Origin of the sequence: Pseudomonas sp. Irchel 3A5, assembly GCF_900187575.1 — a bacterium.
In the GTDB taxonomy this organism is placed as follows: domain Bacteria; phylum Pseudomonadota; class Gammaproteobacteria; order Pseudomonadales; family Pseudomonadaceae; genus Aquipseudomonas; species Aquipseudomonas folii.
Genome location: NZ_FYDU01000004.1, coordinates 219,098 through 243,428, shown reverse-complemented (window position 1 = coordinate 243,428; position 24,331 = coordinate 219,098). Strand labels below are relative to the sequence as shown.

Sequence of the window (24,331 nt, the reverse complement as noted above, 5' to 3'; positions counted from 1 at the left end):
GATGTTCAAGTACATCCTTGAAGCGGTGCGGGCGCACGCTGCGGTCGAGTATCCGAAAGAATGCTGCGGTCTGTTGTTGTCGGTTGGCCGAAAGCAGCAGTACTTCCCCTGTGCGAACACTTCAACTGATCCCATTGAAGAGTTCCGGATTGATCCTGAGGATTACGCCCGGGCAGAAGACGTCGGTGATGTGATCGGCATCGTGCACTCGCATCCAGATGCAACCAGCCGGCCTTCACCACGCGACCTGGCGATGTGTGAAGCGACAGAGTTGCCCTGGCACATCCTAAGCTGGCCGGAAGGCGACCTGCGAACGATTGTACCGACCCGCAACACGCCGCTGCTTAAGCGACCATTCGTTCACGGTGCATGGGATTGCTGGCAGGTCTGCGCTGACTGGTACAAGCGCGAATGGGGGCTTGAGTTCGAGGCCTTCAAGCGCGCAGACGGCTGGTGGGAGAGCAAAGACAGCGCCAGTCTTTACGAGGCCAATTACGAGGCTGCCGGTTTCTACCGGGTTGATACGCCGCAGCGTGGCGACATGATCGTCATGCAGGTCGGCCGGACAGAACATCCGAACCATGCGGGGATTTATCTCGGCACCGATCCGGCTTTGCCAGACGAAGATGCGGCGACCTTCGGGCCGGGGCCTTTCCTGTTGCACCATCTATACGGTCGACCGAGCGAGATCATCGTGTTCGGCGGGCCATGGAACGACAGATCACGCCTGATCCTCAGGCATAAAGATGCACCATCAAGCACATGATGCGGCAGGGCCGCAGGAGAGATACATGAACCAGCCATTTGAAGTAGCTGAAGATGGGAAGGTGCGCATTGCCGGAGTTGTAATTCTCGACAATGCGCCCGTCAATTAAAGCGGATTGGCTCCGACGCCATTTTTTATGGCTTCTTGAACATTGCTCAGATCACCACCAACAGCGTCGAGAGCAAGGTTGAACGCGCCCGAATCCGCCGTTGGCTGCCGGGTGTTTTTGAAGAAATTTACGTACTTTTGCAGTTCGGCCTCGTCGTAGTCGGGGCGCGATCGCAAATAAAGCGATATTGCGCCGAATGCGGCAATGATCCCTGCCTCTGTGGAGCTTACTGGCGTTGCCATGTTGACCTCCAGGTCATAAACGCGCCGAAATTGGCGCACCCCAGTCCTTGGGCTTGCAGGCGAAGGACTGGGAAATCCTTTTATCTTGGGTCGTACGTGAGCACCCAGTGATCTTCGGCGTCTGCAAGCAAGCTGTCGCTAGACGTACGAATGATACCGTCGACGAACTCCGCAGCATCGGTATCAATAGGCGGTAGTGCGCTTGCCACAGATCCGCCTCCGTTTCCTCCATCCCAGTTGGTCGGGGAGTTACCATTTGTTTCGGGAACAGGAAGCGGTATCAATACTTCGCTTATTCGGTACTGTTCCAGCTTGGTATCTTCAAGTTGACACTCGATAGCAGCCCTTGCAATTTTACGTCTTTCCTCTGTATCTGGACCGTTTTTCAGGGTATCGACTGCGGTGCGTATTGCTTCCGCTTTGTCTTTGTTCAGTATTGGCATTGGTGATTTCCTGTTCATCCGTGAGGGTCATAACGCTACTACGCCGGGCACTTTCCGCGTTACTGTCATTCCATCCACGCTGGATGGGTGGACAGGCTAGGCTTTGGTCGTAGATGATCTTCGCTGCGAGATTTGTAAGATCATCTCTGAGCGATTTGCTCGATACTTAAGACAAGGGAAGATATGTCAAAGAAAGTCAAAACGGATGGCGAGCTGCAGGCGTGGGATCAATATGCTGCCGCGGCTTTTGCCACAAGTTACAAAACAGTGCAGGGTCGTGATGAGCGTGACTACGTATTAAGAGCTGCAGAAAGAGCTGCGGAAATTGCTGATGCGCTGCTTAAGGAGCGCCGGGAGCGGTGCTGATTTTCGCCAATAAAGCCCAGCCTTTGCGCTGGGCTTTTCTGCATTTGGTGCCTTGGTTTTTTTGCGCTTCCTTCTGATGGTGGTAGATTGCTGCCATCGAAAAATGAGGGAACATCATGCGAATTCTGATTGGGGCGGTGGCCCTGGTCGCGCTGGCCGGATGTCTTGACCAAGACAAGCGACCAGCCGGCCTAGTCAGCGCCACTGAAAAAGCGAAGGGACTGTCTGTTGCATCAAATTCCCCTGACGCTGCAGTAAAATCCTGGTGGTCGGTGAGGGATGCGGCCATGGACCTTGATCGGGAGATATGCCTCGAGTATCAGAGAATGAAGTCTCCGATCACTGACAAGCTGAAAGCTTTATCCACCGCTGATCTGCCCGCGAGAGAAGATTGTTTCTTAGATCAACTGAATTTCGATCGAAAAATATCCAAGGTCGAAGTTGAGTCAGATACTCGCGCTGTTGTAGGTGCTGTGATAAAAAACATCACGCCGCCAGAGCCCGGTGCAGTTCTTGATGCGCGCGACCGACAACTCAAAGAGGCTGGCGAACGTTACCGATACACTCTTGAGAGGAAGGATGCGTCTGGCGAATGGAAGATTTCGCGAATTGAAAACTTCCCCTCTTATTCTAGTAATTGGCGAGATTCATACAGCAAGCCTGAGCCTTCTAACAATCGCTACGTGTACGAGGGGTATCAGTGATGGGGGAGGGGTTGAGAAATATATTAACGCTAGCTATTTGCTCATCTCTGCTGTCTGGTTGCATGGCTCCGACGATGAACGAAGCTCGTCAGGACGGGCCATACAAGGTCTTGAACTCGAAGAAGACCGACGCGGCGCTCGCCAAGTGCGTGCAGTACGAATGGCAGAATCAACCAATCTTTGGCGGATCGCCAGGCGCGACGCTTCAATCTGGGCGTGATACTGGCTATACCGTGTTTACTGAAGGCTCCCAGTATTTCGTGGACATCCAGCCTAAGGCATCCGGCTCTGAGGCCAAATATTACGCTGTCCTAGGCAACTGGATTGCTAAGAAGAGGCTAGCCGCGCTGCAAAGCTGTTTATAGCGCAAGCCGTCTCACCCGAGCCCGCATTCGCGGGCTTTTTTATTTTCTGGAGAAAAGCCCCATGGCGGCACTGGCCATCAATTATCAGCCCATGACCACGATCAAGCTGTACGGAAAGCTCAGACAGTTCGGCCGCTCATTTCGGATGTCTGTAAGCACCCCGGCCGAGGCCGTAAAGGCCTTGTGTGTGCAGATACCCGGCTTTGAGCGCTTCCTTTCAAATGCCAAAGCCAAGGGGATTGAATTCGCCGTCTTCCGGGGCTCCGCAAACCTTACCGAGAAAGAGCTCGGGTTTTCCGGAGTGGGTGAAATCCGAATCGCGCCAGTAGTAACCGGCAGCAAGCGAGGAGGGGCGCTGCAGACCATTATCGGTGCTGTGCTAATCGTTGTTGGCCTTGTCATTACTGGGGGCACGTTCGGTGCTGGTGCGCCGTTCGGATCGGCGCTGATCATGATGGGTGCTTCGATGGTGGCAGGCGGCGTAATTCAGATGCTCAGCCCGCAAGCTGGAGGCCTGAAGACCAGCGCTGCGCCAGAGAACACGCCCGGCTACGCATTCGGTAGCGCTAAAAACACGACCGCATCCGGTAATCCTGTTCCGCTGTGTATTGGCGAGCGCCGGTGGGGCGGCGCAATTATCAGCGCCGCGATCTACGCCGAAGATCAGATGTAACCACAGCTCGAAACAAAGCAGCCGCCCACGAGGCGGTTTTTTTATGCCTGGAGAAAAGCATGGGCGCAGCAGAAAAGATCGATATCTACGGCGCGAAGGGCGGCGAAGACAAGCCTAAAACGCCAACGGAAGCGCCGGATAGCCTTCGCTCAATTGCTATCGCCAAAATGCTGATTGGAGTCGGGGAGGGTGAGTTTGAAGGCGTTCCCACCGCTCGTGACATCTACCTCGACAACACGCCGCTGCAAGACCCTCAAGGCAACATGAACTTCCCGAATGTGAAGTGGGAGTGGCGCAGCGGCGCTGTGGATCAGACATACATTCAGGGCATTCCATCGGTTGAGAACGAAACATCAATCGGTACTGAGCTGCGCAGCGGGACCCCATGGGTGCGGTCGATCACGAACACCCAGCTTTCGGCTGTACGGGTTCGCTTCGCGTGGCCAGCGCTTCAATCGGTGGATGCGAATAGCAACATCAAAGGGTACCGGATTGAATACAGGGTTGAGCTGGCAACTGATGGCGGTGCTTATCAGCAAGTTCTTAATGAGGCTGTTGACGGCAAGACCACCAGCACCTATGAGCGCACCAGGCGTATCGACCTGCCCAAGGCCACCTCCGGCTGGCTAATGCGTATCACCCGTCTGACCGTCAACCAGAACAACAACAAAATCTCCGACACCATGCAGATCGCGGGCTTCACCGAAGTCATCGACGCTAAGATCCGCTACCCAAATACCGCGCTGCTCTACATCGAATTCTCTGCTGAGCAGTTTCGCAGCATTCCTGCCGTCACCGTGGGGTGCAAGTCCCGAAAGTGGCCTGTTCCAAGCAACTACGACCCAGAAACTCGGACCTACACAGGCATCTGGGATGGCACATTCAAGGAGGCGTACACAAACAATCCTTCTTGGGTGACGCGCGGGATCACCATCAATGACCGATTCGGCCTTGGTCGCCGTATCAAGTCGTGGATGGTCGATAAGTGGGAGCTTTACCGCATTTCCCAGTATTGCGACCAACTGGTGCCAGACGGCAAGGGCGGTATGGAGCCGCGTTTCATCTGCGACCTGAACCTGCAGAGCAAGGCTGATGCCTGGTCGCTGCTCCGTGACATCTCGGCAATCTACCGGGGCATGACCTACTGGGCCCAAGGTCAGGTCTTCACGCTTTCGGACATGCCTCGCGCTACCGATTTCGACTTTGCCTACACCAGGGCGAACGTCATCGACGGCAAGTTCACGTATTCCAGCGCCTCGGAGCGTACTCGCTACACCCGGGCGCTGATCAGCTACGACAATCCGCTGAATAACTACGACACCGACGTAACGGCTGTCACTGACCCGAAGCTACAGCGTCGATATGGCGACAATCCGCTGGAAGTCAGCGCTATTGGCTGCACTCGTGAGTCGGAGGCGCAGCGCCGCGGTAAGTGGGCGCTGCTGACCAACTCCAAAGATCGCGCGGTCGTCTTCAGGGTTGGGCTCGACGGTCGAATTCCGCTGCCTGGCTATGTGATCCCGATTGCTGATGAACTGCTCGCCGGGCGGGCCGTTGGCGGCCGTATCTCAGCCGTAAACGGTCGAGTGATTACCCTTGATCGTGACACCCAGGCCAAAACCGGTGATCGGCTGATCCTCAACTTGCCTGACGGTAAATGTGAGGGCCGTACTGTTCAGCTCGTGAGCGGGCGTCAGGTCACTGTCACCACGGCCTATTCGGTTCAGCCTGAGCGTGAACTGGTCTGGGCGCTGGATGCAGATGACCTGGCTATCCCGCTGTACCGAGTAGTCAGCGTGGCCCGGCCAGAAGCCGGCGTTTTCGAGATATCGGCCGTTCAATACGACCCGAGCAAGTTCGCGCACATCGACACGGGCGCGCGCCTCGAGGAACGTCCGATCAGTGTCATTCCGATCACGGTCGTCCCTGCACCCACGAGCGTCAATTTGGTGGCAACCTCTTCGATTGTGCAGGGGCTGTCTGTAGCCACCATGACAATCAGCTGGCCTGCCGTAGACGGTGCTGTCAGCTACGACGTGGAGTGGCGCAAAGACAGCGGCAACTGGATCAAGCTTCCTCGCACCGGCACGACTAGCGTAGACGTGGTTGGTATTTACGCGGGCGATTACGTTGCACGCGTTCGCGCGGTGAGCGCCTTCGATATCTCGTCGATCTGGCGCAACTCGATGTTGACCCCGCTCACTGGCAAGCAAGGTCTTCCGCCGGCCGTTTCGTTCCTTCGTGCAGTCAGCAAGGTCTACGGCATCGGCCTCGAATGGGCATTCCCGCCTGGTGCAGAGGACACGCAGCGAACTGAGATATGGAACAGTAAAACTAACGATCTGGCATCCGCTATCAAACTGTCGGACTTTGCCTACCCGCAGGCCAATCACGAGATGCAAAACCTGTTGCCGGGTACGAGCCTGTTTTTCTGGGCGAGGCTTGTGGATCGCACCGGCAACGTGGGACCTTGGTTCCCTGCGGTCAATGGAGTTAACGGCCAGGTAAGCGCCGATCAATCGGAGTACGAGAAGTATTTCCTCGGCAAAATTCAGGAATCGGCGTTGGGCGAGCGGCTGTTCTCGGAGTTCGGGAAGATTTCTGGAGATGGCGAGGGGTCGGTTAATGATCGCATTCAGGTCGCTAAGCAGGAGCTACAGGATCTGATCGGTGATATCACCGAAGCCATGGCCTACAACCCCGGAAAGGCTTACGCCATAGGAGAGATAGTCAGGCTGGATGGCCGCTTGTACGCAGCGATCAAGGCGGTACCGGCAGGCGCTACCCCGCCCAACGTCGGGTTCTGGACTGACATTGGGACCATCGCTGAAACCACGAATGCGCTAGCCCTACAGATCCAACAGTTCAGCACCCGGATTGAAACGATCGATGGCAAGGTCTCGGCTCAGGCCTCGACCGTTCAGGCCTTGCAAGCTGCATCGCGTGATGATGACGATGGAACAGGTGCGATGACCGATGCGGCAAAGGGATGGAGCAGCACCGCCAGCATTGTCCAGAACGACAAGGTGAGGGCTGAGGAGAACTTAGCCTCGGCTACCAGAATCACCACCCTGGATGCGGCCGTCGGCAAGAACGCTGCAAACCTGACGACACTTGAGTCGGCCGTTGCAACGGATAAGGAGGCAACTGCTCAACGGATTGAGGCTGTGACAGCGACAGCTAATGGCGCAACAGCCAAGGCTGAAAACGCCAGTGTCGCGGTGTCAGGGCTTAACGGCAAGGTCTCCGCGCTAACCACCATTAAGACGTCGACCGTTGTGGGCGGCAGGACGGTTATGGCTGGACTGGCGATTGGCGTGGAAGGGCAGGAGCAGGAGTCGCAAATCCTCGCCTTTGCCCAGCGCTTCGCGATCCTCGATGAGGTCAGTGGCCAGATGATTGCTCCGTTCGTTGTACAGGGCGGCCAGGTGTTTATGAACACTGCGATCATCAGCACCGCTTTTATTAGGGAGTTGGTTCTGGGCATGACGCTACGATCCTCCACTCTGAATAGTCAGGGGTTGCCCCTTCTGGAGATCAACATTCCGGCAGGCACGTTCACCCTTCGCGGTCAGTCCGATAGCGGCTATACGTTGCTGAATAACAACGGTCTCTATGTGTACGACCTGAACTACATCGAGCGTGCAGCACTCGGGAAAATGACGTAATGGATTACTACGGCGCAAGAACTAAGAACGCGGCGGGAGTTGTGACACTTGATACGTCAATTACGACGATCCGCTCAATTGTTATCAGGCAAGTAACAGTCCCGCCCATCACTAGCGACTTCACCAGCTTCATCTCGATGCCAGAGATAGCGGCGCAGTCATTTGTTTGCGTGACGCTCGCGAATCAAACGGGAGAGGAGCAGACGCTACCGTCTGTATTCTGGTCTGCGGGCCAATTGCGTGTTCGGCGTGGCGTGGGGCTGTTGCTGAACGTATTCATCCTGACTTATCAGTGAGGAGGGCCAATGAGTTACGGATTTAGATCGCGCAACGGCCAAAACTTCGTCCAGGTCGGAAGCGAGAATAGGGTGTTAAGCGTTGCTGGCTCTGGCAGTTACAGGATAGGCAAGCCCCCGGGTGCGTCGGTCACCATCTCTTCTGCGACCATCACATACGCGTCGCCAATAACTACCACTGAGCCGCCGATGGTTTTCTTAAACCCGACGGATCAGGGCATGTACCACACTTTGCTGAACTCAGGAGGTCCAGGTAATTGGACCGGTTTCAAGTTTCAACTACACCTTATGTCCCCCTTCAACTCATCTGATTGTAGCGGTCGTTGGCTGGTGGCAACGTTCACGTCAAGAACGCAGCCCAATGAATATGACCTCAGGATCAGGGGGGAAACGGGAGAACAGATATACGTGGGGGCTGACAATCTCTTGGTGCTGACAGGTGTCCCGTCTAACGAAGGCTGGAGGCTGGATAATCGGGGTGGGCAGGTATCAGGTGTTTATTGGTCTGGCTTTCAAATGAACTGGACTGGCTCCTACGATGATTACTTTCTCGCTTCTACGCTGCTTGGTGGGAAGAACTACAACGGCAACACCTCTCGTGAAACGCCGTGTGGATTTCACGCAGGCCTGCGCAGCACGCTAAATGGCTATATGGGTGCCCTCGTCAGCTCGGAAGGGGGAACTGATAAAAATGGCAGAACGACGTTTGCTGCCAGGCCCATGCGCCCGCTCTAGACCGATCAATACAAACAGCCCGCCAAGTGCGGGCTTTTTATTTACCAAATTAAGGATGCCCCATGCCTTGGCTTCGAGGTGGAACAGTTGCTGTTACTAACGGGTCGACAACTGTCACAGGTACAAACGCTGATTTCGCCGCAAACTCTCGGGTGGGCGATGCGTTCATTGGTCCTGACGGGTTTAATTATGAGGTTGCCAACGTCGCCAGCCCGACTGTTATTTCGATTATCCCAGCATACAAAGGTGCGACAGTCAGTGGCTCGGCCTACGCAATCATGCCGGTCAATGGCTATCCGAAACTGCTCGCTGACTCTTTCAACAATCTGAACAATCAGTTCGGTGCCAAGCTCGCAGCGCTGGGCACGACGGGCAATTACGACATCCTGCCAATCAATAAGGGGGGGACCGGCGCTGACAACTTCTCCACTGCGCTTAGCAACCTCAATGGCCAGCCTAAAACCGCGAGCCTGTCGGCGCTCAGCTTTCAAAACTTCTCCGCCAACCAGCTACCCTATTTTTCCTCTACATCTGCCGCAGCACTGACCACGCTCTCTGCTTTTGGTCGGTCGCTTATCGACGATGCAGATGCCGCTTCGGCGCGCGGCACTATGGGGCTGGGGTCGGCAGCCGTTGCGCCTCTCGTTGGGACTGTCAGTCAGTCGAATGGACTCCCTGCTGGAGCCATCATCGAGACTGCAACAAGTACAACTGGCACTTATACAAAATGGGCAGATGGCACGATGCTTTGCACTCGCAGGCTGTCAGGTCAAAGGCTATTGAATAAAGCTGCCGGTGCATTGTTCTTCGATGCAAAAGAGGGCGAGCCCCAATATCCGGCGGCTTTTTCGAGCGAGCCCCGAGTTTCAATTCAAGTTACCGGCTACACCTATGAGGTGCTTTGGCTGGGTTCTCGCTGGACCGCGCCCTTATCTGCATGGCCCGCAGGCTTTGTCATGACTGAGGTGTCGAGGACTCAGAGCGACCTCGTATATTTCGATTACACCGCGATTGGGAGATGGTTCGGATGATTATCAAACTTGTTCCGCAGCGTCGGGATGATCAGTTGTCTGTAGTAAAGTCAGGCAGCATCCTTACTGTCAACGGGGAAGTGTTCGACTTTGGACCAGTCACTGTCGGAGCGACCCTCCCGGAAGACGCCATCACGTCAGTGTGGTTCGCGGGTGATGTAGAAAATATTGACGGGGAACTAACCCTGACACTTCTGCTTCCGCTGCCTCGAAACTTCAGCCAAGAGCAGGCTTTTCCGGCCGACCTTTTGAATGTACCGGATGGGCCCGTAGAGCTGCCCCAGCCAAACCCCGAAGCATTCAATGAGCAAGCTGCTGAGGAGGCGGTATGAGCAATATCGACTGGTCCAGGCTGATCACGCAGGAAATGAAAGCCGCAGCAATCGCTGCAAATAAACTCGCACTCTCCAAATTGGAGCTTGCTTCCCGGAACGCAACAGCGGCCGCGCAAATAGCGCGAATTCAGGACCGAGTGGAAACTCTCGGCTACGGGATCGACAGCGGCGAGGCCACAGAAGAGGACGAAGCCGAGCTTGCCGCGTTAACGATCAACCTCAAGGCTTGGAAGGCGTACAAGTACGCTCTGGGCAAAGTCGCCGTTCAAGCAGCCTGGCCGTCAGCCCCGGTCTGGCCCAGCGCCCCCGCCATTCCTGACATTGCAGCCGATCCATCCGAGATAGCGGCTGAAGCCATCTAACCGCAAGAGCAGTACAAGAACCCCGCCATCGAGCGGGTATTTTTTTGCCTGGAGAAAAGCATGACCGTATCCGAGAAAGACCGCGACATCCTTGCCAGAACCTTGTGGGGAGAAGCTCGCGGTGAAGGCCTGAACGGCCAGATCGCCGTAGCCTGGACCATCCGCAACCGTGTGGACATGGACCTGAACAATGACGGCAATCCTGACTGGTGGGGCGAGGGGTATTCCGGAGTTTGCCTGAAGCCCTACCAGTTCAGTTGCTGGAACAAGAGCGACCCGAACTATCCGTTCCTGTCCGGGGCGAAACAGATCCCGTTCCGCGACCTGGCTCAAGCGCGCAGCGCTGCTGACCTGGTGATCGACGGCAAGCAGCCTGATCCAACTCGAGGCGCGACTCACTACTACGCGATCATGATGCCAAAGGCGCCGGCATGGGCGGCGAAGGCCAAGCAGACGTTGAAGCTGGGTCATCACGTCTTCTTCAAGGATGTGCCATGAGTCCAGCCACTCAGCTGTACCTGAAGCTGGGCGGCGCTCTCTTTGTCATGCTGATCATCGCCGGATCACTTTACGCAGCGTACGGCCACGGAGTGCATGTCTCTGATCTGGCATGGCAGGCGAAATGGGAAAAGCAGTTCGGCAACCAGGCGCAGGCCGTCGCGACGACAACCAACGACTACCGAACCGAAGAACAGCGCCGCCAGAAAGCGGCCAACCAGGTGGCAAACAATGCGAGACAAGAACAGACCGCTGCGCTTACTGATGCTGCTGCCGCTGACACTGCTGGCGACCGCCTGCGCGTCGAAGCCGGAAAGCTGGCCGCCACCGCAAGTTGCGCCCCCGGCGATACCGGCCCTACCGAGCGAGGCAAGGCAGCCACCCGCGCCGCCATGGTGCTCTCCGACCTGCTCGGCAGGGCTGACGCGCGAGCGGGAGAACTGGCAAAGGCTTATGACCAATCCCGAGTAGCGGGGCTGGCCTGCGAACGCTTTGTTGATGCGCTCCCCAAACCCTTGATTACCTCTGAGTAACGGAACAATAAGATGGCGACGACCCAGCTGATTCAGAAATACATGGGCCAGACGATGCTGATCGTCAAGGCAAATGGCGGCAGCGTGACCGTCGAGAAACAAGTCGGTACAAGCTGGGTGGTGACTGACACTTTCGCCAAGGACGGTGGCTACCTGTTGCAACTCGGTAACTCGTCGACGCGCATCACACCCTCAGCCGGTGCGTCCTTCGAGGTGACCCGATGAGCCTTTTGGTCAATCAGGCTCCGAGTCGGCAGTCAGTTCGCCGCGGGCTGGGGCTGCTCGGTGACAGCTTCTCCGGGAACTGCCATACGATCGCTGCAACTGCCTACGGCACCGAGGCTTACGGCTTCGCCGCCATGATCGCAGCGCGCACTGGATTGTTCCCCAGCTACCTCGATAACCAGGGAAAAGTCGGCGACCACACCGGCCAGTTCATGGCTCGACTACCGGCGTGCATCGCTTCGTCCACTGCCGATCTGTGGCTTCTGCTGTCGCGCACCAATGACAGCACCACCGCTGGCATGACGCTGGCCGACACGAAAGCCAACGTGATGAAGGTCGTCACGGCTTTCTTGAACACGCCCGGTAAGTACCTGATCGTCGGCACCGGAACGCCACGCTTCGGAGCGCGGGCGCTGGCCGGGCAAGCGCTGGCCGACGCGATAGCCTACAAAGACTGGGTAATCAGTTACGTCAGCCAGTTCGTGCCTGTGGTGAACATCTGGGATGGCTTCACAGAGGCAATGACTGTGGAGGGCCTGCACCCGAATATCCTCGGCGCGGACTTCATCAGCTCGCGTGTCGTGCCGATCATCAGCGCTAACTTTGAATTCCCTGGCATCCCATTACCAACGGATGCTGGCGATATCTACTCAGCTATCCGCCCCTTCGGCTGCCTCAATGCCAACCCACTACTGGTCGGGACTGGCGGCACTCTCCCGGCCGGTGTGAATGCCGTGGCTGGATCCATGCTGGCGGATGGGTATAAGGCCGTCGGCTCTGGCTTAACCGGCATCACCACGCGGTGGTTCAAGGAGCCTGCGGCTTATGGCGAGGCGCAGTGCATAGAACTGGGCGGCACAATGGCGGCGGCGGGTGGTTACGTCTACATGCAGCCGACGGCCAACGTCATCACCACCAATCTGGCGGCCGGTGACGTTATCGAAATGGTGTCGGCGGTGGATATCGTCGGCTCATCGCGCGGGATATTGGCGTGGGAAGCGGAGTTGATCATTACCAAACCGGTGAGCGGTACTTCTACGACCTTCTATTACCGGTCGATGGACAAGTACCAGGAGCCGTTCACCATGCCCGCCAGCTTTTCAGGACAGCTGGAAACACAGCGCGGAGTCGTCGATCTGGGTGAGACTGTTATCACCTCGCGCATGGGCCTGTACCTGGCTGCAGGCGTGGCCCAGAACTCTACGGTAAAGGTTGCTCAGTTCGGAATTCGCAAAGTGTGAGATCGCCTGCCACATGAGGGAGGAGGCTAATCAAGCTCCGAAGCTGGGGTGTTAAGTCTTGTTCAAGATGCTCCATGAGCAGGATGGCTTGCGGGTAGCCTGCTCGGACAGAGCGGATCCTCTATGAAGCCCATGCCTTTGCAGGAATGGCAATCCTCGCGGAGTTCGAAGCGGTCACAGCAACTCGAACACTGCCTAAAAATTGAGAATTGCTCCCGCTCCCATAGCGCGACGTAACGGACCATGTCGCCTTCCTCCAGCGCGATCAGCCCGGCATCAATGATTGATCTGTAGGTGTCAGAATCATCCAGGCGCTTGATCATCTTTCCGTCAACCAACTTCCCTGTTTCTACAAGCGTGAGCTTTTGGCCAGCCTCGGTGTAAATGTAGCGATCCCTGAAGACGCCATATTGGGCGTAGGTTCTGGTGATAACGGGCCTGTCTCCCTCTGCTTCGTGGATCTGGGCGAAGAACTCCATAGGTCCCGGCTTCATACCTGGTTCGTGAAGAAATACCCGGTTTCCGCTGAGGCTGCCTGTCTGGGCACCGGCTTCGTCGTAGATGTCATAGTCCGCGGCTGGGTTTCTCCAAGCGGGCGGAGCTTCCTCGATGTAATGACAGAACGCGCCAGTTGCCAGCTCAAGCATTTCGAATCGCTCCATTTCGTCGACGCTCCCCATCTTCAATAAGTTGTCAGCAAACCTCATCAGGTACCGGTAATTGGCACTGGGGTTGGTCCAGGCGCTGGCGTTCCAGCATGATCGATACCACTCCTCAGTGTGGCTTGGGGGTTTGACGGGTTGCATCACTACTGCTCGTTATACTGTTTGGATATACAGTAATCGAGTGGAGCGATTCCGGACAGGTCCGAGTGACGAGTAGCACGTTTAGGGGTTATGTTTTAGTTGGCAGAACGCCGGGAGGTTGGACCAGATTTTGGACCAGTGGGGAGTTTTGTTGGGGGTTGGTGCAGGCTACAACCCCCGTAATTGCGCTCTATAACCCTCAGAGAACCCCAATGCAAACTGCATGGTGATATTCGCTGTGGAGATCAATTACCTTACCTTTCAATAACTTGGACTTGGCTGGATGCAGCCGATACCGATTTGATGCCCGTTTCCGTCTTTGCCCTGGCGATTTTTATCACGGGCCGAGGCCATTCTTTGGGCCATATCTAGCCAGCATCTGCGACGTAAAGAGTCGGATGACTGGAAATGAATGCGGGATTCATGCCGAATTTGGCGCGCATTGTCGCATAGAGTGAGTGGCAGTTGTATGGCAAGCAGGATTAATCATCCATCGCGTGCGTGCCGTCGGTAGGAGAGAACTTGTTCGCGAGGCGGCGTCCGTGACACGCCGACTCGCCATCAACCTGACTGCCAAAGGGGCGCAGAGCCTTGCCAGCGAATTTGCAGTAATAAAGGACTGAACTGCCGCTTTCCCGGAGATGTCTAGTAACCATCGCTTCCACATTCGGAAGCTGTCCGAGGAGTACAGCCTGTGAATATTTTTGAAGCCTTGAGAGAAAGTCATGACCGTCAGCGCAACTATGCCGACATTCTGGTCAAGACCAGCGGTGACAACATTGAGCGTGTAGAGGCCTACAAGCAGTTGAAAGCTGAACTTCAGGCCCATGAAACCGCCGAAGAGCGCTTCTTCTATATCCCGCTGATGGAACATGACAACGGTATCGATCTGAGTCGTCATGCGATCTCGGAACACCATGAGATGGACGAGATGATGGAAACCCTGGACGAGACCGAGATGTCCAGTCCTGCCTGGCTGGCCACTGCCAAGAAGCTGTCCGAGAAGGTTCACCATCACTTGAAAGAAGAAGAGCAGAAGTTCTTTCAGATGGCGGGCAAGTTACTCGACGAGCAGCAGAAACAATCCCTGGCTGGCAAGTACGTCAAGGAATACGAAGAGCAGCTCACTGAGGCGTGAAAAAGCGGGGCGGGCGCATGTCTCGTTCATGCGCTTTGCCCAGCGGTGTAGAATCCGCTTTTTTCGCGTTCAAGGAATGTCATGAAACTTCTGATTTCGGCACTGGCCCTGGCGGTGCTGGCTGGCTGCACATCGCCGTCCAACCAGGCGCGCGCTGTTGGCCCCTACAAGACCTATTCGAGTCAGAAAACTGCGGCGGTGGTTGCGCAGTGCATTGAATATTCCTGGCAGGACGAGGCACTGATGGGGGCAGAGGCGGATGCCTTTTTGCAGTCCAGTGAGAAGGGCTTCACTGTTTACAACACGGGCGCAGAATTCTTCGTCGATGTGCAGCCTCAAGGCGGTGCAAGTGCAATCCAGTATTACGCGCCGTCTTCCAATCTGGCGACTGAGCGTCGCGGTGCTGCGTTGGCGACTTGTTTGTAGGCATCAACCTGAAATTCAGGACAAAAAAAAGCCCGGCTTCAATAGCCGGGCTTTTTTTCGTTCGCACCGATCAATTATCGGGGGAACCAGCAGCACCGCCACCGGTGCCGTTAGGGCCGTTCTTGCCTGGGCCGCCAGTTTTGCCGACCGCACTGCCGGTGGTGCCGCCATCAACTGACTTGCCTGCGCCTGAACCCGTGGCCCGGCCATTTGCGTCAGCGCTTTTGGTGCTGCCCGATGATGGAGCAGGATGGGTGCCCGGTGGCACTGCCGAGCCAGTTTGCACACCGCCAGTTTCAGGTTTTACAGGACCCGTGCTGGTGGAAGCTGCGAAAGCGGAACCAAACGAAAGTGAAAGCAGGCCTGCGAGCAATAAGTTAGTCGTCTTTGACTTCATCATGGTACGTCTCCAATTTATGAGCGTTACCTGATATTGGTCAGCCACCCCCTTGCAAGAGTGCCCTCTATGGCGACGAACGGTCACGCCCCGCGGGCCAAGGTCAAGGTTCCAGCTTGTTCAGCTGGCAATATTCGACCCAGTCCATGCCGGCCATCTGGGCCACTTCCTTATGCACCTCACGGCGCTGGCTTTCATATTCCTCAGGGCTTGCAGCGGTCAGTTGCAAAGTAAGCTCCCAGGCAAACAAACCTTGACGTTCGGCCTCGGCCTCGAAAGCCTCATGCAAACACTCCTCGCGATATTGATCGCGTGTCAGCCCGGCAGCCTGCGCGGCCAAGGGGTTGAGCTTATCCAGCTCTTGCTGCAGTTCGGGACGCTGCGCCAGGAAAGTTTCCAGCGCCAGTTTGTGCGGATGTTCTGCTGTAGCCATTGGATCTCCGTTGTATTTTTTTCGGGCATGTCATCAGACAGACCATCGCGGATGATACTCGTTGGTTTTTTTCCATCCAGTGCTGTGGCACACTCGAAATTATGTTTCCGCTATTTCAGATTATGTTCCGATATAGCGGAATTGATATTGTGATACGAGATTGTCTTGCGTCTCGGACACAGCGCTTTGGCAACACCGGATTTGTTGGATCGCCGCCCGCTCGCTCCAACAGTTTATTCGGTTGATTAAGTTCTATTTGAGAGGAGATCTTCATGAGCATCACTCGTTATGGCGCTGGTAGCGTCGCCGGGGGCGGTCAACCACGTCCTTTCGCTCGCGCTGTAGAAGCTGACGGTTGGCTCCATGTCTCCGGTCAAGTGCCCGCCGAAAATGGCGAAATCATTGTCGGCGGTATCGTTGAGCAGACCCACAAGACTCTGCAGAACCTGGTGGCGATCCTCACTGAAGCTGGTTATGGGCTGGAAGATGTGGTCCGGGTTGGCGTCTGGCTGGAAGATCCGCGGGATTTCTGGAGTTTCAACAAAGTGTTCGGTGAATACTTCACACCTGAACACGCTCCGGCTCGCGCCTGCGTGCAGGCCAGCATGATGGTTGACTGCAAGGTCGAGATTGACTGCGTGGCTTACAAGAAAAAGGCCTGACCGGCAGGCGCTGCCGCGGTGCCCGCGGCGGCACACAGTCGACCTGTAGGAGCGCACGAGCAACGCGAGGCCGCGATAGCGGTGTATCAGACAGGCCGCCATCGCTGCCTCGCGGGGCTCGTGAGCTTCTACAGTAAATATCGAAGGATGCGCATATGACCGAAGACACCATCAAACGCCGTGCCCGTGGGCTTGATCGGGCGTTCGATATCCTCGACTTTCTCAAGGAACAGGCCAGACCGATGCGGCCCAACGAGATCGCCAACGGGATTGGCGGCCCCAAGTCGACGGTCTATGAACTGGTCGGCTCGCTGCTGGAGCGGCGCATCCTTGAGTCAGTGGGCAAGGACGGGCATGTCTATCTGGGGCGTCAGCTGTATTTTCTCGGTCAGGCGCACTTGCGTCATTTCGACTTCACCCGCGAGGCCGAAGTCTGCCTGGGCGATATCGTCAGTCAGACCCGGGAAACTGCGCAGATGTGCCTGCTCAATGGCCGCAAGTACACCGTCGCGCTGATGAAAGAGGGTGAGCGGCACTTTCGGATTTCCTCCAATATCGGCGAAAACGCGCCGATTCCGTGGACTGCTTCCGGGCGTTTGTTGCTATGCCACCTTAGCGATCAGGAAATAGTCGACCTGATTGATACCGATGATTTTGTGTTGCCCGATGGTCAGCGCCTGCCACTTGAGACCTTCCTGAGCGAGATTCGCAAGGCGGGTGAGGAAGGCTTCTTTTCCTTCGATAGTGTTGCTGACACTTTCACTCATTGCTTCGCGGCGCCAGTCAAAGACGAACATGGCGTGTGCATTGCAACGCTGTGCATCGTTGCTCCACGAGCAGATGCAAAAAAACATTACGCCGACTACCGCAGGGTGCTGATCGACAGCGCCAACGGGCTTGCGAGTCGCATCAATGAATAATATCCGGGAGAGCACCATGACTATTGCAGCTGTAGAAAAGGGCGCCGCCGCTCCAGGCGATCATCTGGTGCGTGATGTAAGTCTGCCCGCGCTGGTGATTCATCGTCAGGCGCTGGACCATAACATTCGCTGGATGCAGGCATTTGTCACGAACAGCGGTGCTGAATTGGCGCCTCATGGCAAAACCAGCATGGTTCCCGCGCTGTTCCGTCGGCAGCTGGAAGAGGGCGCCTGGGGCCTGACCCTCGCCACGGCAGTGCAGACGCGCGCGGCCTACGCCCATGGCGTTCGTCGAGTGCTGATGGCCAACCAGCTGGTAGGCGCGGCAAACATGGGGTTGATCGCCGAGATGCTTGCTGACTCGATGTTCGACTTCCATTGCATGGTTGACCACCCGGATAACGTCGCGGCGCTGGGCGAATTTTTTGCGGCCCGTGGTCTGCGTTTGAACGTGATGATTGAGTACGGCGTTGTCGGTGGTCGCTGCGGTTGCCGTACCGAGCAACAGGTACTGGAACTGGCCGAGGCGATCGCGGCCCAGCCAGCCTTGGCGCTGACTGGTATCGAAGGCTACGAAGGGGTAATTCACGGTGATCAGGCTGAAAGCGGTATTCGCGCTTTCGCGGCTTCGCTGGTGCGTCTGGCAGTGGATCTGCAGGATCGCGGTGCATTTGCGCTGGAGCGGCCTATCGTTACCGCCTCGGGGTCGGCCTGGTATGACCTGATCGCTGAAGCTTTCGACGAGCGTCAGGTGCGTGAGCGATTCCTCGGTGTGTTGCGTCCCGGCAGCTATGTCGTGCATGACCACGGTATCTATAAAGACGCGCAATGCTGCGTGCTGGATCGCCGCAGTGATCTGCACGAAGGTCTGCGCCCGGCAATGGAAGTCTGGGCCCATGTTCAATCGATGCCTGAGCCCGGCTTCGCCGTGATTGCCATGGGCAAACGCGATGTTGCCTATGACGCGGGCTTGCCAAGCCCATTGCTCTGCTACAAGCCTGGTGTCGTGCCGGCGCAAGGCGTGGATGTCAGCGCCTGCAAGGTGACAGCGGTGATGGATCAGCACGCCTTCATGAACGTTGCGCCGGGTTGTGAGCTGAAAGTCGGCGACATTATTGCGTTCGGTTCTTCCCACCCGTGCCTGACGTTCGACAAGTGGCGCAGTGGCTGTCTGGTGGATGAAAACCTGCAAGTCATTGAAAGTTTCGACACGTATTTCTAGTCTCTGGAGTCGCACTCGATGAGTGAGCTGATCAGCCATAGTCACCCACGGATCGCCCTGATCGGCGAATGCATGATCGAGCTGCAACAGCATGCCAACGGCGCTCTGCAACAGAGCTTCGGCGGCGACACGCTCAATACGGCGGTGTATATGGCCCGCCAGTTGGGCAGCAGCGCCCAGGTGGATTATGTCACTGCGCTGGGCGATGACAGCTTCAGTGATGCCATGTGCCAGGGCTGGGCGCAGGAGGGCGTCGGGTTGAGCAAGGTGCAGCGGCTGTCGGGCCGGTTGCCGGGGTTGTACTGTATTCAGACTGATGCAAGTGGCGAGCGTCGTTTTCTGTATTGGCGCAACGAAGCTGCGGTGCGTGACTGCTTCAATACACCGGAGGCGGACACGGTTATGGGCTCATTGCCGGACTATGACCTTCTTTACCTGAGCGGCATCACCCTGGCGGTGCTGGGCGAGCAGGGGCGGCAACGTCTGTTTTCAGCGCTGGCCAAGGCGCGTGCCACGGGTGCGAGGGTCGCCTTCGACAACAACTACCGGCCTCGTCTGTGGGCCTCGGTGGAGCAGGCGCGTGAAGCGTATCGCGCGTGTCTGGCCCATGTTGACGTGGCTTTGCTCACCGAGGACGACGAGCAGGCTCTGTTCGGGTACACCGAAAGTGAGCAACTGCTAAGTGCCTACCGCGATCTGGGTATCAGCGAAGTCGTGGTCAAGCGTGGCTCGCAAAGCTGTCTGGTGGAATCGGGCGGTGAACGCTATGAGATTCCTGCCCACCGAGTGGAGCGGGTCATCGACAGCACCGCGGCGGGGGATTCGTTCAGCGCGGCTTATCTGTCGATGCGCTTGCGAGGCGGCAGCCCGATGCAGGCCGCTGAAGCCGGGCATCGTCTGGCGAGCGTGGTGATTCAGCATCCGGGGGCTTTGATTCCCAGAAGTGTGATGCCGGGGTTGTAGATGATTCTGTGGGACCTTGGGCGACTTATGTGGGAAGTCTATATTTGACCGGAAACTGACGTGGGACCGGCTTTAGCCGGGAAGGCGGTATTTCTGATGCCCCATTTTTAGCGACTGTGAGGGCCTCTTCCCGGCTAAAGCCGGTCCCACGCCAATATCTGCGGTTGCATTGACCCTCGCTCCAACAGGGACGTCCGGGTATTTGAGAAGGGCTCAATCCCGATAAAACACCTGAACCAGGTGATAACCAAACTTGCTCTTGATCGGCCCATGCACCGTACGCAGCGGCTTTTTGAAAATCACCTGATCAATCGCGCCTACCATTTGCCCAGGGCGGACTTCACCCAGATCGCCGCCGCGTTTGCCTGAAGGGCAGGTCGAATGCTTTTTGGCCAGCACGTCAAAGGCTTCACCCTTGGCAATACGCTGTTTGAGTTGTTCGGCCTCTTCGGCGGTTTTCACCAGAATGTGGCGGGCTTGGGCTTTCATGAGTCGGGAGCCTGAAGAAAAAACGGCGGCTATTATCACACAGCCGTCAGGACTTGTTCCCCGGTACTGTCCGGAATGGCAAAAATACGTTCTCTGTTGCACACCCGGCTTCATCTATCATTGCTTCACGATGTCTTCTACCGCCAAGCTATGCGCACTCATCCCGGATCGCGATCCGGTTGAACGTCGCATGAGATGCGGCCTCTTTCAGTCAAATCATGTGTGCGGTGTTGCTTATGGATTTTCCGGCGTTGTTGAAGACTCTGGCCAGTCAGGATGGATCGGACCTTTATCTTTCTACTGGGGCGCCGCCCTGCGCCAAGTTCAATGGTGTGCTCAAGCCGTTGGGCACTGAGTCTCTCAAGCCTGGGCAAGTAGCCCTGGTTGCCGACGGGCTGATGGATGCCGAGCAGAAGCGGGAATTTCATCGTGATCTGGAGATGAACCTTGCGGTGTCCATGGCCGGGATCGGTCGTTTCCGGATCAACATCTTCATGCAGCGCAACGAAGTGTCGATCGTGGCGCGCAACATCAAGCTGGATATCCCGCGTTTCGAGGACCTGCACCTGCCACCGGTGCTGCTCGATGTGATCATGGAAAAGCACGGCCTGGTGCTTTTTGTGGGGGCGACCGGTTCAGGCAAATCCACCTCACTCGCAGCGCTGATCGACCATCGCAACCGCAATGCCAGCGGGCACATCATCACCATTGAAGACCCGGTGGAGTTCATTCACAGGCACAAGAAGTCGATCGTCAATCAGCGTGAGGTCGGGGTTGATACCCGCAGTTTTCGCGCCGCATTGAAGAACACCCTGCGCCAGGCACCGGATGTCATCCTGATCGGTGAAATCCGCGATCGGGAAACCATGGAACATGCCCTGGCCTTTGCCGATACCGGGCATTTGTGCCTGTCGACACTGCATGCCAACAATGCCAATCAGGCGCTGGACCGAATCATCAACTTCTTCCCGGAAGAGCGGCGTCAGCAGTTGCTGCAGGACCTGGGCAACAACCTCAAGGCGTTCGTTTCCCAGCGTCTGGTCAAGACTCTGGATGGCAAGCGCAGGGCGGCGGTGGAAGTCATGATGGGCACGCCGACCATCCGCGACCTGATCCAGCGTAACGAGTTGACCGAGCTCAAAGGCATCATGGAAAAGTCCGGAAATCTCGGCATGCAGACCTTCGACAGCGCGCTGTTCGATCTGGCCGCAGCTGGTGTGATCAGCGAAGAAGAAGCGCTCAAATACGCCGACTCCCAGAACAACGTCCGCCTGCGTCTCAAGCTGCATGGTGAAGGTGTAACGGCCAACCCCACCGCCGCCCCGAGCGCTCCCGTCGGCACTTCCAGCGTGAATGTATCGGACTGGGGATTGGTGGATGAGCGCGATGAGGGTGGGGGGCAGAGTTGATTTTATACCGGGCAAGCCCAGCTCCCACAGAGTTATGTGCTGGCAGCGCGATAGCTTCTCTGAAGTAAGCCGTCGCGGGCTAGCGTTGCTTTGACAGGCGAGCGCTTTCTCCTGTGGGAGCCGGGCTTGCCCGCGATGCAGACGCCGCGATTTTGCAGTGGAACCGAGTTGATTTTATCGCGGGCAAGCACCGCCCACAGGAATCACTTATGACGTGGGACCTGCTTCAGCCGGGAAGGGGCCTGCACATTCAGTACATCTTCATCGTCAGAAATGCAGCCTTCCCGGCTAAAGCCGGTCCCACGTCGACTTGCGGGCAACCATAGAATCTCCCACAGGACTGCATTTCAAATTTCGAGTGGTCTGATTACCTCACTGCGCCAGCCACCCGCCATCCACATTCCACGCCGCGCCACGGACCTGGCTGCCAGCATCGCTGGACAGGAATAACACCAGTTCGCCCAACTGTGACGGTGTGACGAACTCCAGCGACGGCTGTTTCTCGGCCAGCAGGTCATGTCTGGCCTGATCCGCATCGCCACTGGCCGCTGCCCGATCATTAATTTGCTGCTGGACCAATGGCGTCAGCACCCAGCCGGGGCATATCGCATTGCAGGTGACATTGGTCGTGGCGGTTTCCAGGCCGACGACTTTGGTCAGGCCGATCACGCCGTGCTTGGCCGCCACGTAGGCGGCTTTGCCGGTAGATCCCACCAGACCGTGTACCGACGCGATGTTAATGATGCGTCCCCAGTTTTTGGTTCGCATGCCAGGCAGGCACAGGCGGGTAGTGTGGAAAACCGAAGACAGGTTGATCGCGATAATCGAGTCCCAGCGTTCAACGGGGAAATCCTCGACAGCATCAATGTGCTGGATACCCGCGTTATTGACCAGGATGTCGACTCCGCCAAACTCGCGCTCGGCGTAGGCGATCATGTCGGCGATCTCTTCGGGTTTGCTGACGTCTGCTGGATGATGGCCCACCTTGCCGCCAAGCTTCTCCACCTCGGCAACGACTGCCGAGGCATCACCAAAGCCATTGAGGATCAAATTCGCCCCCGCGTTGGCAAGCGACAGGGCAATGCCCAGCCCGATGCCGCTGGTTGAGCCGGTGACCAGTGCCGTTTTACCTTTAAGACTCATACGTTGCGCCTCACACAATGCCAGTAGCGTAAAAAGTGCCGATTACCACGAACACAGCCAGTGTCTTGATAATGGTGATGCCAAAAATGTCTTTGTAAGCCTCGCGATGGGTCAACCCGGTCACCGCCAGCAAGGTAATCACCGCGCCGTTGTGCGGCAGCGTATCCATACCACCACTGGCCATGGCCGCTACTCGGTGCAACACCTCCAACGGGATGTTGGCGGCATGGGCGGCACTGATGAAGGTTTCCGACATGGCCGCCAGGGCGATGCTCATACCGCCAGACGCCGACCCGGTAATCCCGGCCAGCAAGGTTACAGTGATAGCTTCGTTGACCAGCGGGTTGGGAATGCCTTTGAGCCAGTCCGCCAGCACCAGAAAGCCTGGCAGGGAGGCGATAACCGCACCAAAGCCGTACTCCGAAGCGGTATTCATCGCGGCCAGTAGCGCGCCGTTGACTGCACTTTTGCTGCCTTCAGCCAGACGGCTGCGAATGGCCGTGAAGCCGAACGCCAACACCATCAGAATCCCGATCAGCAACGCGGCTTCGACTGCCCATATGGCGGTGAGCCTGGCGATCTCGGTCTGGACCGGTGTCGCCATGCCTGGCAGGGCCAAAGTATGCGTCTTGCCATACCACTGTGGGATCCACCAGGTGAACAACAGATTCATCACCCCAACCAGCAGCAAAGGTGAAATCGCGATCCATGGGTTGGGCAGCTTGATGTCTTCCGGAGTGTCGGGTTCATTTCGAAGCTCAATGCCGTAACCCTCACCGGCGCGCTGAGCTTTATTGCGCTGGCGCTGAAGGTAGAGCATGCCAGCACAGAACACGAAAATGGTGCCGATCACCCCCAGCCATGGCGCGGCCCAGGCGGTGGTATTGAAGAACGTGGTGGGGATGATGTTCTGGATCTGCGGAGTGCCGGGCAGGGCGTCCATGGTGAACGAAAACGCACCGAGGGCGATGGTCGCCGGTATCAAACGTTTTGGGATGTCACTTTGACGGAACATCTCTGCCGCAAACGGATAGACCGCGAACACCACGACGAACAGTGAGACGCCGCCGTAGGTGAGCAGGGCGCAGACCAGTACGATGACCAGCATCGCCTGGCGGGTGCCCAGTACGCCGATGGCCGCCGCTACGATAGCCCGGGAAAATCCGGACAACTCGATCAGCTTCCCAAACACGGCACCCAGCAGAAATACCGGAAAGTACAGCTTGATGAAGCCGACCATCTTGTCCATGAACACCCCGGTGAAGGCCGGGGCCACGGCGGATGGATCCGTCAGCAGCACTGCGCCGAGGGCGGCAATAGGGGCGAAGAGGATAACGCTGTAACCACGATAAGCAGCAAGCATCAACAGCGCGAGGGCTGCCAGGGCGATGATTACACTCATGGAGTGTCTCCTGGCCTGGGAATCCGGCGTACTCAGAGGCCGCCGAAAGCGCTCTGCATGGTTCGCTGAATCCTGTCGGCATATTGTTATTGTTTTCGGCTGCGGGAGTGCCGCTTGAGGTCTATAGCGGGAATCGTGCCAGTTTTCAACGCATTGATATTTATAGGCTTTTTGCTAATTGGCCGAGTCTGGGATCAGGTTCCGTCTCCGAATCGAGACTGTTTATTTGCTTTGAAAAACATTCGAACCTGTAGGAGCTGCCGAAGGCTGCGGAATGGTCATTCCTGACACACCGCGATCGCAGCCTTCGGCAGCTCCTACAAGAGGCT

Annotated in this window: 30 protein-coding genes; 22 read left to right on the top strand and 8 right to left on the bottom strand. The window is 56.9% G+C overall.

All coding sequences use genetic code 11. The annotated features are described in order from the left end of the window. Nucleotide 1 precedes the first annotated feature (1 nt). On the top strand, nt 2-766 hold the full coding sequence (locus CKW31_RS08120; protein ID WP_095093837.1) for a C40 family peptidase: 765 nt from the start codon (nt 2-4) through the stop codon (nt 764-766). Nucleotides 767-871: 105 nt separating this feature from the next. Here CKW31_RS08120 and CKW31_RS08115 read toward each other — a convergent pair whose 3' ends face one another. Next, nucleotides 872-1,117, bottom strand: coding sequence for a hypothetical protein (locus CKW31_RS08115; protein WP_141230127.1), 246 nt, complete (start codon nt 1,115-1,117; stop codon nt 872-874). 80 nt (nt 1,118-1,197) lie between these two features. Next, nucleotides 1,198-1,560, bottom strand: a complete 363-nt coding sequence (locus CKW31_RS08110; RefSeq protein ID WP_095093835.1) for a hypothetical protein — start codon at nt 1,558-1,560, stop codon at nt 1,198-1,200. Nucleotides 1,561-1,743: 183 nt separating this feature from the next. Between CKW31_RS08110 and CKW31_RS29495 the strand changes: the two genes are divergently transcribed. The 14 genes from CKW31_RS29495 to CKW31_RS08045 all read left to right on the top strand — a co-directional run bounded on the left by CKW31_RS29495 (nt 1,744) and on the right by CKW31_RS08045 (nt 12,592). Further along, the gene (locus CKW31_RS29495) at nt 1,744-1,926 is read left to right on the top strand and encodes a hypothetical protein (protein ID WP_141230126.1); all 183 of its coding nucleotides are present in this window, start codon (nt 1,744-1,746) and stop codon (nt 1,924-1,926) included. Between the two features lie 116 nt (nt 1,927-2,042). Further along, nucleotides 2,043-2,630 carry a hypothetical protein gene (locus tag CKW31_RS08105; RefSeq protein WP_095093834.1) on the top strand — a complete coding sequence of 196 codons (588 nt, stop codon included), beginning with the start codon at nt 2,043-2,045 and terminating at the stop codon, nt 2,628-2,630. Nucleotides 2,631-2,704: 74 nt separating this feature from the next. Further along, nucleotides 2,705-2,995 (top strand): hypothetical protein, encoded by a 291-nt coding sequence (locus CKW31_RS08100; RefSeq protein WP_256582522.1) that lies wholly within the window; start codon nt 2,705-2,707, stop codon nt 2,993-2,995. 61 nt (nt 2,996-3,056) lie between these two features. After that, complete coding sequence (locus CKW31_RS08095) at nt 3,057-3,668, top strand: tail assembly protein (RefSeq protein WP_095093832.1); 612 nt, start codon at nt 3,057-3,059, stop codon at nt 3,666-3,668. A 59-nt stretch (nt 3,669-3,727) separates the two neighbouring features. Further along, nucleotides 3,728-7,336: a DUF1983 domain-containing protein gene (locus tag CKW31_RS08090; protein WP_095093831.1), complete on the top strand. Its 3,609-nt coding sequence runs from the start codon at nt 3,728-3,730 to the stop codon at nt 7,334-7,336. Then, the gene (locus tag CKW31_RS08085; RefSeq protein ID WP_095093830.1) at nt 7,336-7,632 is read left to right on the top strand and encodes a hypothetical protein; all 297 of its coding nucleotides are present in this window, start codon (nt 7,336-7,338) and stop codon (nt 7,630-7,632) included. Before CKW31_RS08090 ends, CKW31_RS08085 begins: the two co-directional genes overlap by 1 nt. A 219-nt stretch (nt 7,633-7,851) precedes the next feature. Beyond that, nucleotides 7,852-8,367, top strand: a complete 516-nt coding sequence (locus CKW31_RS08080; RefSeq protein WP_141230125.1) for a hypothetical protein — start codon at nt 7,852-7,854, stop codon at nt 8,365-8,367. 62 nt (nt 8,368-8,429) lie between these two features. Continuing rightward, entirely contained in the window at nt 8,430-9,398 is a 969-nt protein-coding gene (locus tag CKW31_RS29785; RefSeq protein ID WP_176469827.1) for a hypothetical protein, read from the top strand. Next, complete coding sequence (locus tag CKW31_RS08070) at nt 9,395-9,730, top strand: hypothetical protein (RefSeq protein ID WP_095093828.1); 336 nt, start codon at nt 9,395-9,397, stop codon at nt 9,728-9,730. The genes CKW31_RS29785 and CKW31_RS08070 overlap by 4 nt, the downstream gene beginning before the upstream one ends. After that, the gene (locus tag CKW31_RS08065; protein ID WP_095093827.1) at nt 9,727-10,095 is read left to right on the top strand and encodes a phage tail protein; all 369 of its coding nucleotides are present in this window, start codon (nt 9,727-9,729) and stop codon (nt 10,093-10,095) included. Before CKW31_RS08070 ends, CKW31_RS08065 begins: the two co-directional genes overlap by 4 nt. 60 nt (nt 10,096-10,155) lie before the next feature. Next, nucleotides 10,156-10,593, top strand: a complete 438-nt coding sequence (locus CKW31_RS08060; protein WP_095093826.1) for a cell wall hydrolase — start codon at nt 10,156-10,158, stop codon at nt 10,591-10,593. Continuing rightward, complete coding sequence (locus CKW31_RS08055; protein WP_095093825.1) at nt 10,590-11,126, top strand: DUF2514 domain-containing protein; 537 nt, start codon at nt 10,590-10,592, stop codon at nt 11,124-11,126. Before CKW31_RS08060 ends, CKW31_RS08055 begins: the two co-directional genes overlap by 4 nt. Nucleotides 11,127-11,138: 12 nt before the next feature. Continuing rightward, nucleotides 11,139-11,351, top strand: coding sequence for a hypothetical protein (locus tag CKW31_RS08050; RefSeq protein ID WP_095093824.1), 213 nt, complete (start codon nt 11,139-11,141; stop codon nt 11,349-11,351). Next, nucleotides 11,348-12,592 (top strand): SGNH/GDSL hydrolase family protein, encoded by a 1,245-nt coding sequence (locus tag CKW31_RS08045; protein ID WP_095093823.1) that lies wholly within the window; start codon nt 11,348-11,350, stop codon nt 12,590-12,592. The genes CKW31_RS08050 and CKW31_RS08045 overlap by 4 nt, the downstream gene beginning before the upstream one ends. A 62-nt stretch (nt 12,593-12,654) precedes the next feature. On the opposite strand, the gene CKW31_RS08040 is transcribed toward CKW31_RS08045, so the two are convergent. After that, complete coding sequence (locus tag CKW31_RS08040; protein WP_095093822.1) at nt 12,655-13,398, bottom strand: hypothetical protein; 744 nt, start codon at nt 13,396-13,398, stop codon at nt 12,655-12,657. 694 nt (nt 13,399-14,092) lie between these two features. Between CKW31_RS08040 and CKW31_RS08035 the strand changes: the two genes are divergently transcribed. Together CKW31_RS08035 and CKW31_RS08030 are read left to right on the top strand one after the other, a co-directional pair. Beyond that, on the top strand, nt 14,093-14,536 hold the full coding sequence (locus CKW31_RS08035) for a hemerythrin domain-containing protein (RefSeq protein WP_095093821.1): 444 nt from the start codon (nt 14,093-14,095) through the stop codon (nt 14,534-14,536). Between the two features lie 81 nt (nt 14,537-14,617). After that, nucleotides 14,618-14,962, top strand: coding sequence for a 2-oxoacid ferredoxin oxidoreductase (locus CKW31_RS08030; RefSeq protein ID WP_095093820.1), 345 nt, complete (start codon nt 14,618-14,620; stop codon nt 14,960-14,962). Between the two features lie 70 nt (nt 14,963-15,032). Here CKW31_RS08030 and CKW31_RS08025 read toward each other — a convergent pair whose 3' ends face one another. After that, a complete protein-coding gene (locus CKW31_RS08025; RefSeq protein ID WP_095093819.1) occupies nt 15,033-15,362 on the bottom strand; it encodes a hypothetical protein in 330 nt (109 codons plus the stop codon). Nucleotides 15,363-15,462: 100 nt separating this feature from the next. Further along, on the bottom strand, nt 15,463-15,792 hold the full coding sequence (locus CKW31_RS08020; protein ID WP_095093818.1) for a DUF6388 family protein: 330 nt from the start codon (nt 15,790-15,792) through the stop codon (nt 15,463-15,465). A 272-nt stretch (nt 15,793-16,064) separates the two neighbouring features. On the opposite strand from CKW31_RS08020, the gene CKW31_RS08015 reads away from it, so the two are divergent. The 4 genes from CKW31_RS08015 to CKW31_RS08000 all read left to right on the top strand — a co-directional run bounded on the left by CKW31_RS08015 (nt 16,065) and on the right by CKW31_RS08000 (nt 19,559). Beyond that, nucleotides 16,065-16,454 (top strand): RidA family protein, encoded by a 390-nt coding sequence (locus tag CKW31_RS08015; RefSeq protein ID WP_027899441.1) that lies wholly within the window; start codon nt 16,065-16,067, stop codon nt 16,452-16,454. 155 nt (nt 16,455-16,609) lie between these two features. Next, nucleotides 16,610-17,374 carry an IclR family transcriptional regulator gene (locus CKW31_RS08010; protein WP_095093817.1) on the top strand — a complete coding sequence of 255 codons (765 nt, stop codon included), beginning with the start codon at nt 16,610-16,612 and terminating at the stop codon, nt 17,372-17,374. A gap of 16 nt (nt 17,375-17,390) precedes the next feature. Continuing rightward, the gene (locus tag CKW31_RS08005; RefSeq protein ID WP_095093816.1) at nt 17,391-18,596 is read left to right on the top strand and encodes an amino acid deaminase; all 1,206 of its coding nucleotides are present in this window, start codon (nt 17,391-17,393) and stop codon (nt 18,594-18,596) included. An 18-nt stretch (nt 18,597-18,614) separates the two neighbouring features. Next, nucleotides 18,615-19,559: a sugar kinase gene (locus CKW31_RS08000; RefSeq protein ID WP_095093815.1), complete on the top strand. Its 945-nt coding sequence runs from the start codon at nt 18,615-18,617 to the stop codon at nt 19,557-19,559. Between the two features lie 213 nt (nt 19,560-19,772). On the opposite strand, the gene CKW31_RS07995 is transcribed toward CKW31_RS08000, so the two are convergent. Then, nucleotides 19,773-20,048, bottom strand: a complete 276-nt coding sequence (locus tag CKW31_RS07995) for a peptidylprolyl isomerase (protein WP_017133756.1) — start codon at nt 20,046-20,048, stop codon at nt 19,773-19,775. 236 nt (nt 20,049-20,284) lie between these two features. On the opposite strand from CKW31_RS07995, the gene CKW31_RS07990 reads away from it, so the two are divergent. Continuing rightward, complete coding sequence (locus CKW31_RS07990; RefSeq protein WP_095094011.1) at nt 20,285-21,457, top strand: PilT/PilU family type 4a pilus ATPase; 1,173 nt, start codon at nt 20,285-20,287, stop codon at nt 21,455-21,457. A 372-nt stretch (nt 21,458-21,829) separates the two neighbouring features. Here the strand turns inward: CKW31_RS07990 and CKW31_RS07985 are convergent, their stop codons facing one another. Continuing rightward, the gene (locus CKW31_RS07985; protein WP_095093814.1) at nt 21,830-22,600 is read right to left on the bottom strand and encodes a 3-hydroxybutyrate dehydrogenase; all 771 of its coding nucleotides are present in this window, start codon (nt 22,598-22,600) and stop codon (nt 21,830-21,832) included. A gap of 10 nt (nt 22,601-22,610) precedes the next feature. Then, complete coding sequence (locus tag CKW31_RS07980; RefSeq protein WP_095093813.1) at nt 22,611-24,002, bottom strand: GntP family permease; 1,392 nt, start codon at nt 24,000-24,002, stop codon at nt 22,611-22,613. Nucleotides 24,003-24,331: the final 329 nt, after the last annotated feature.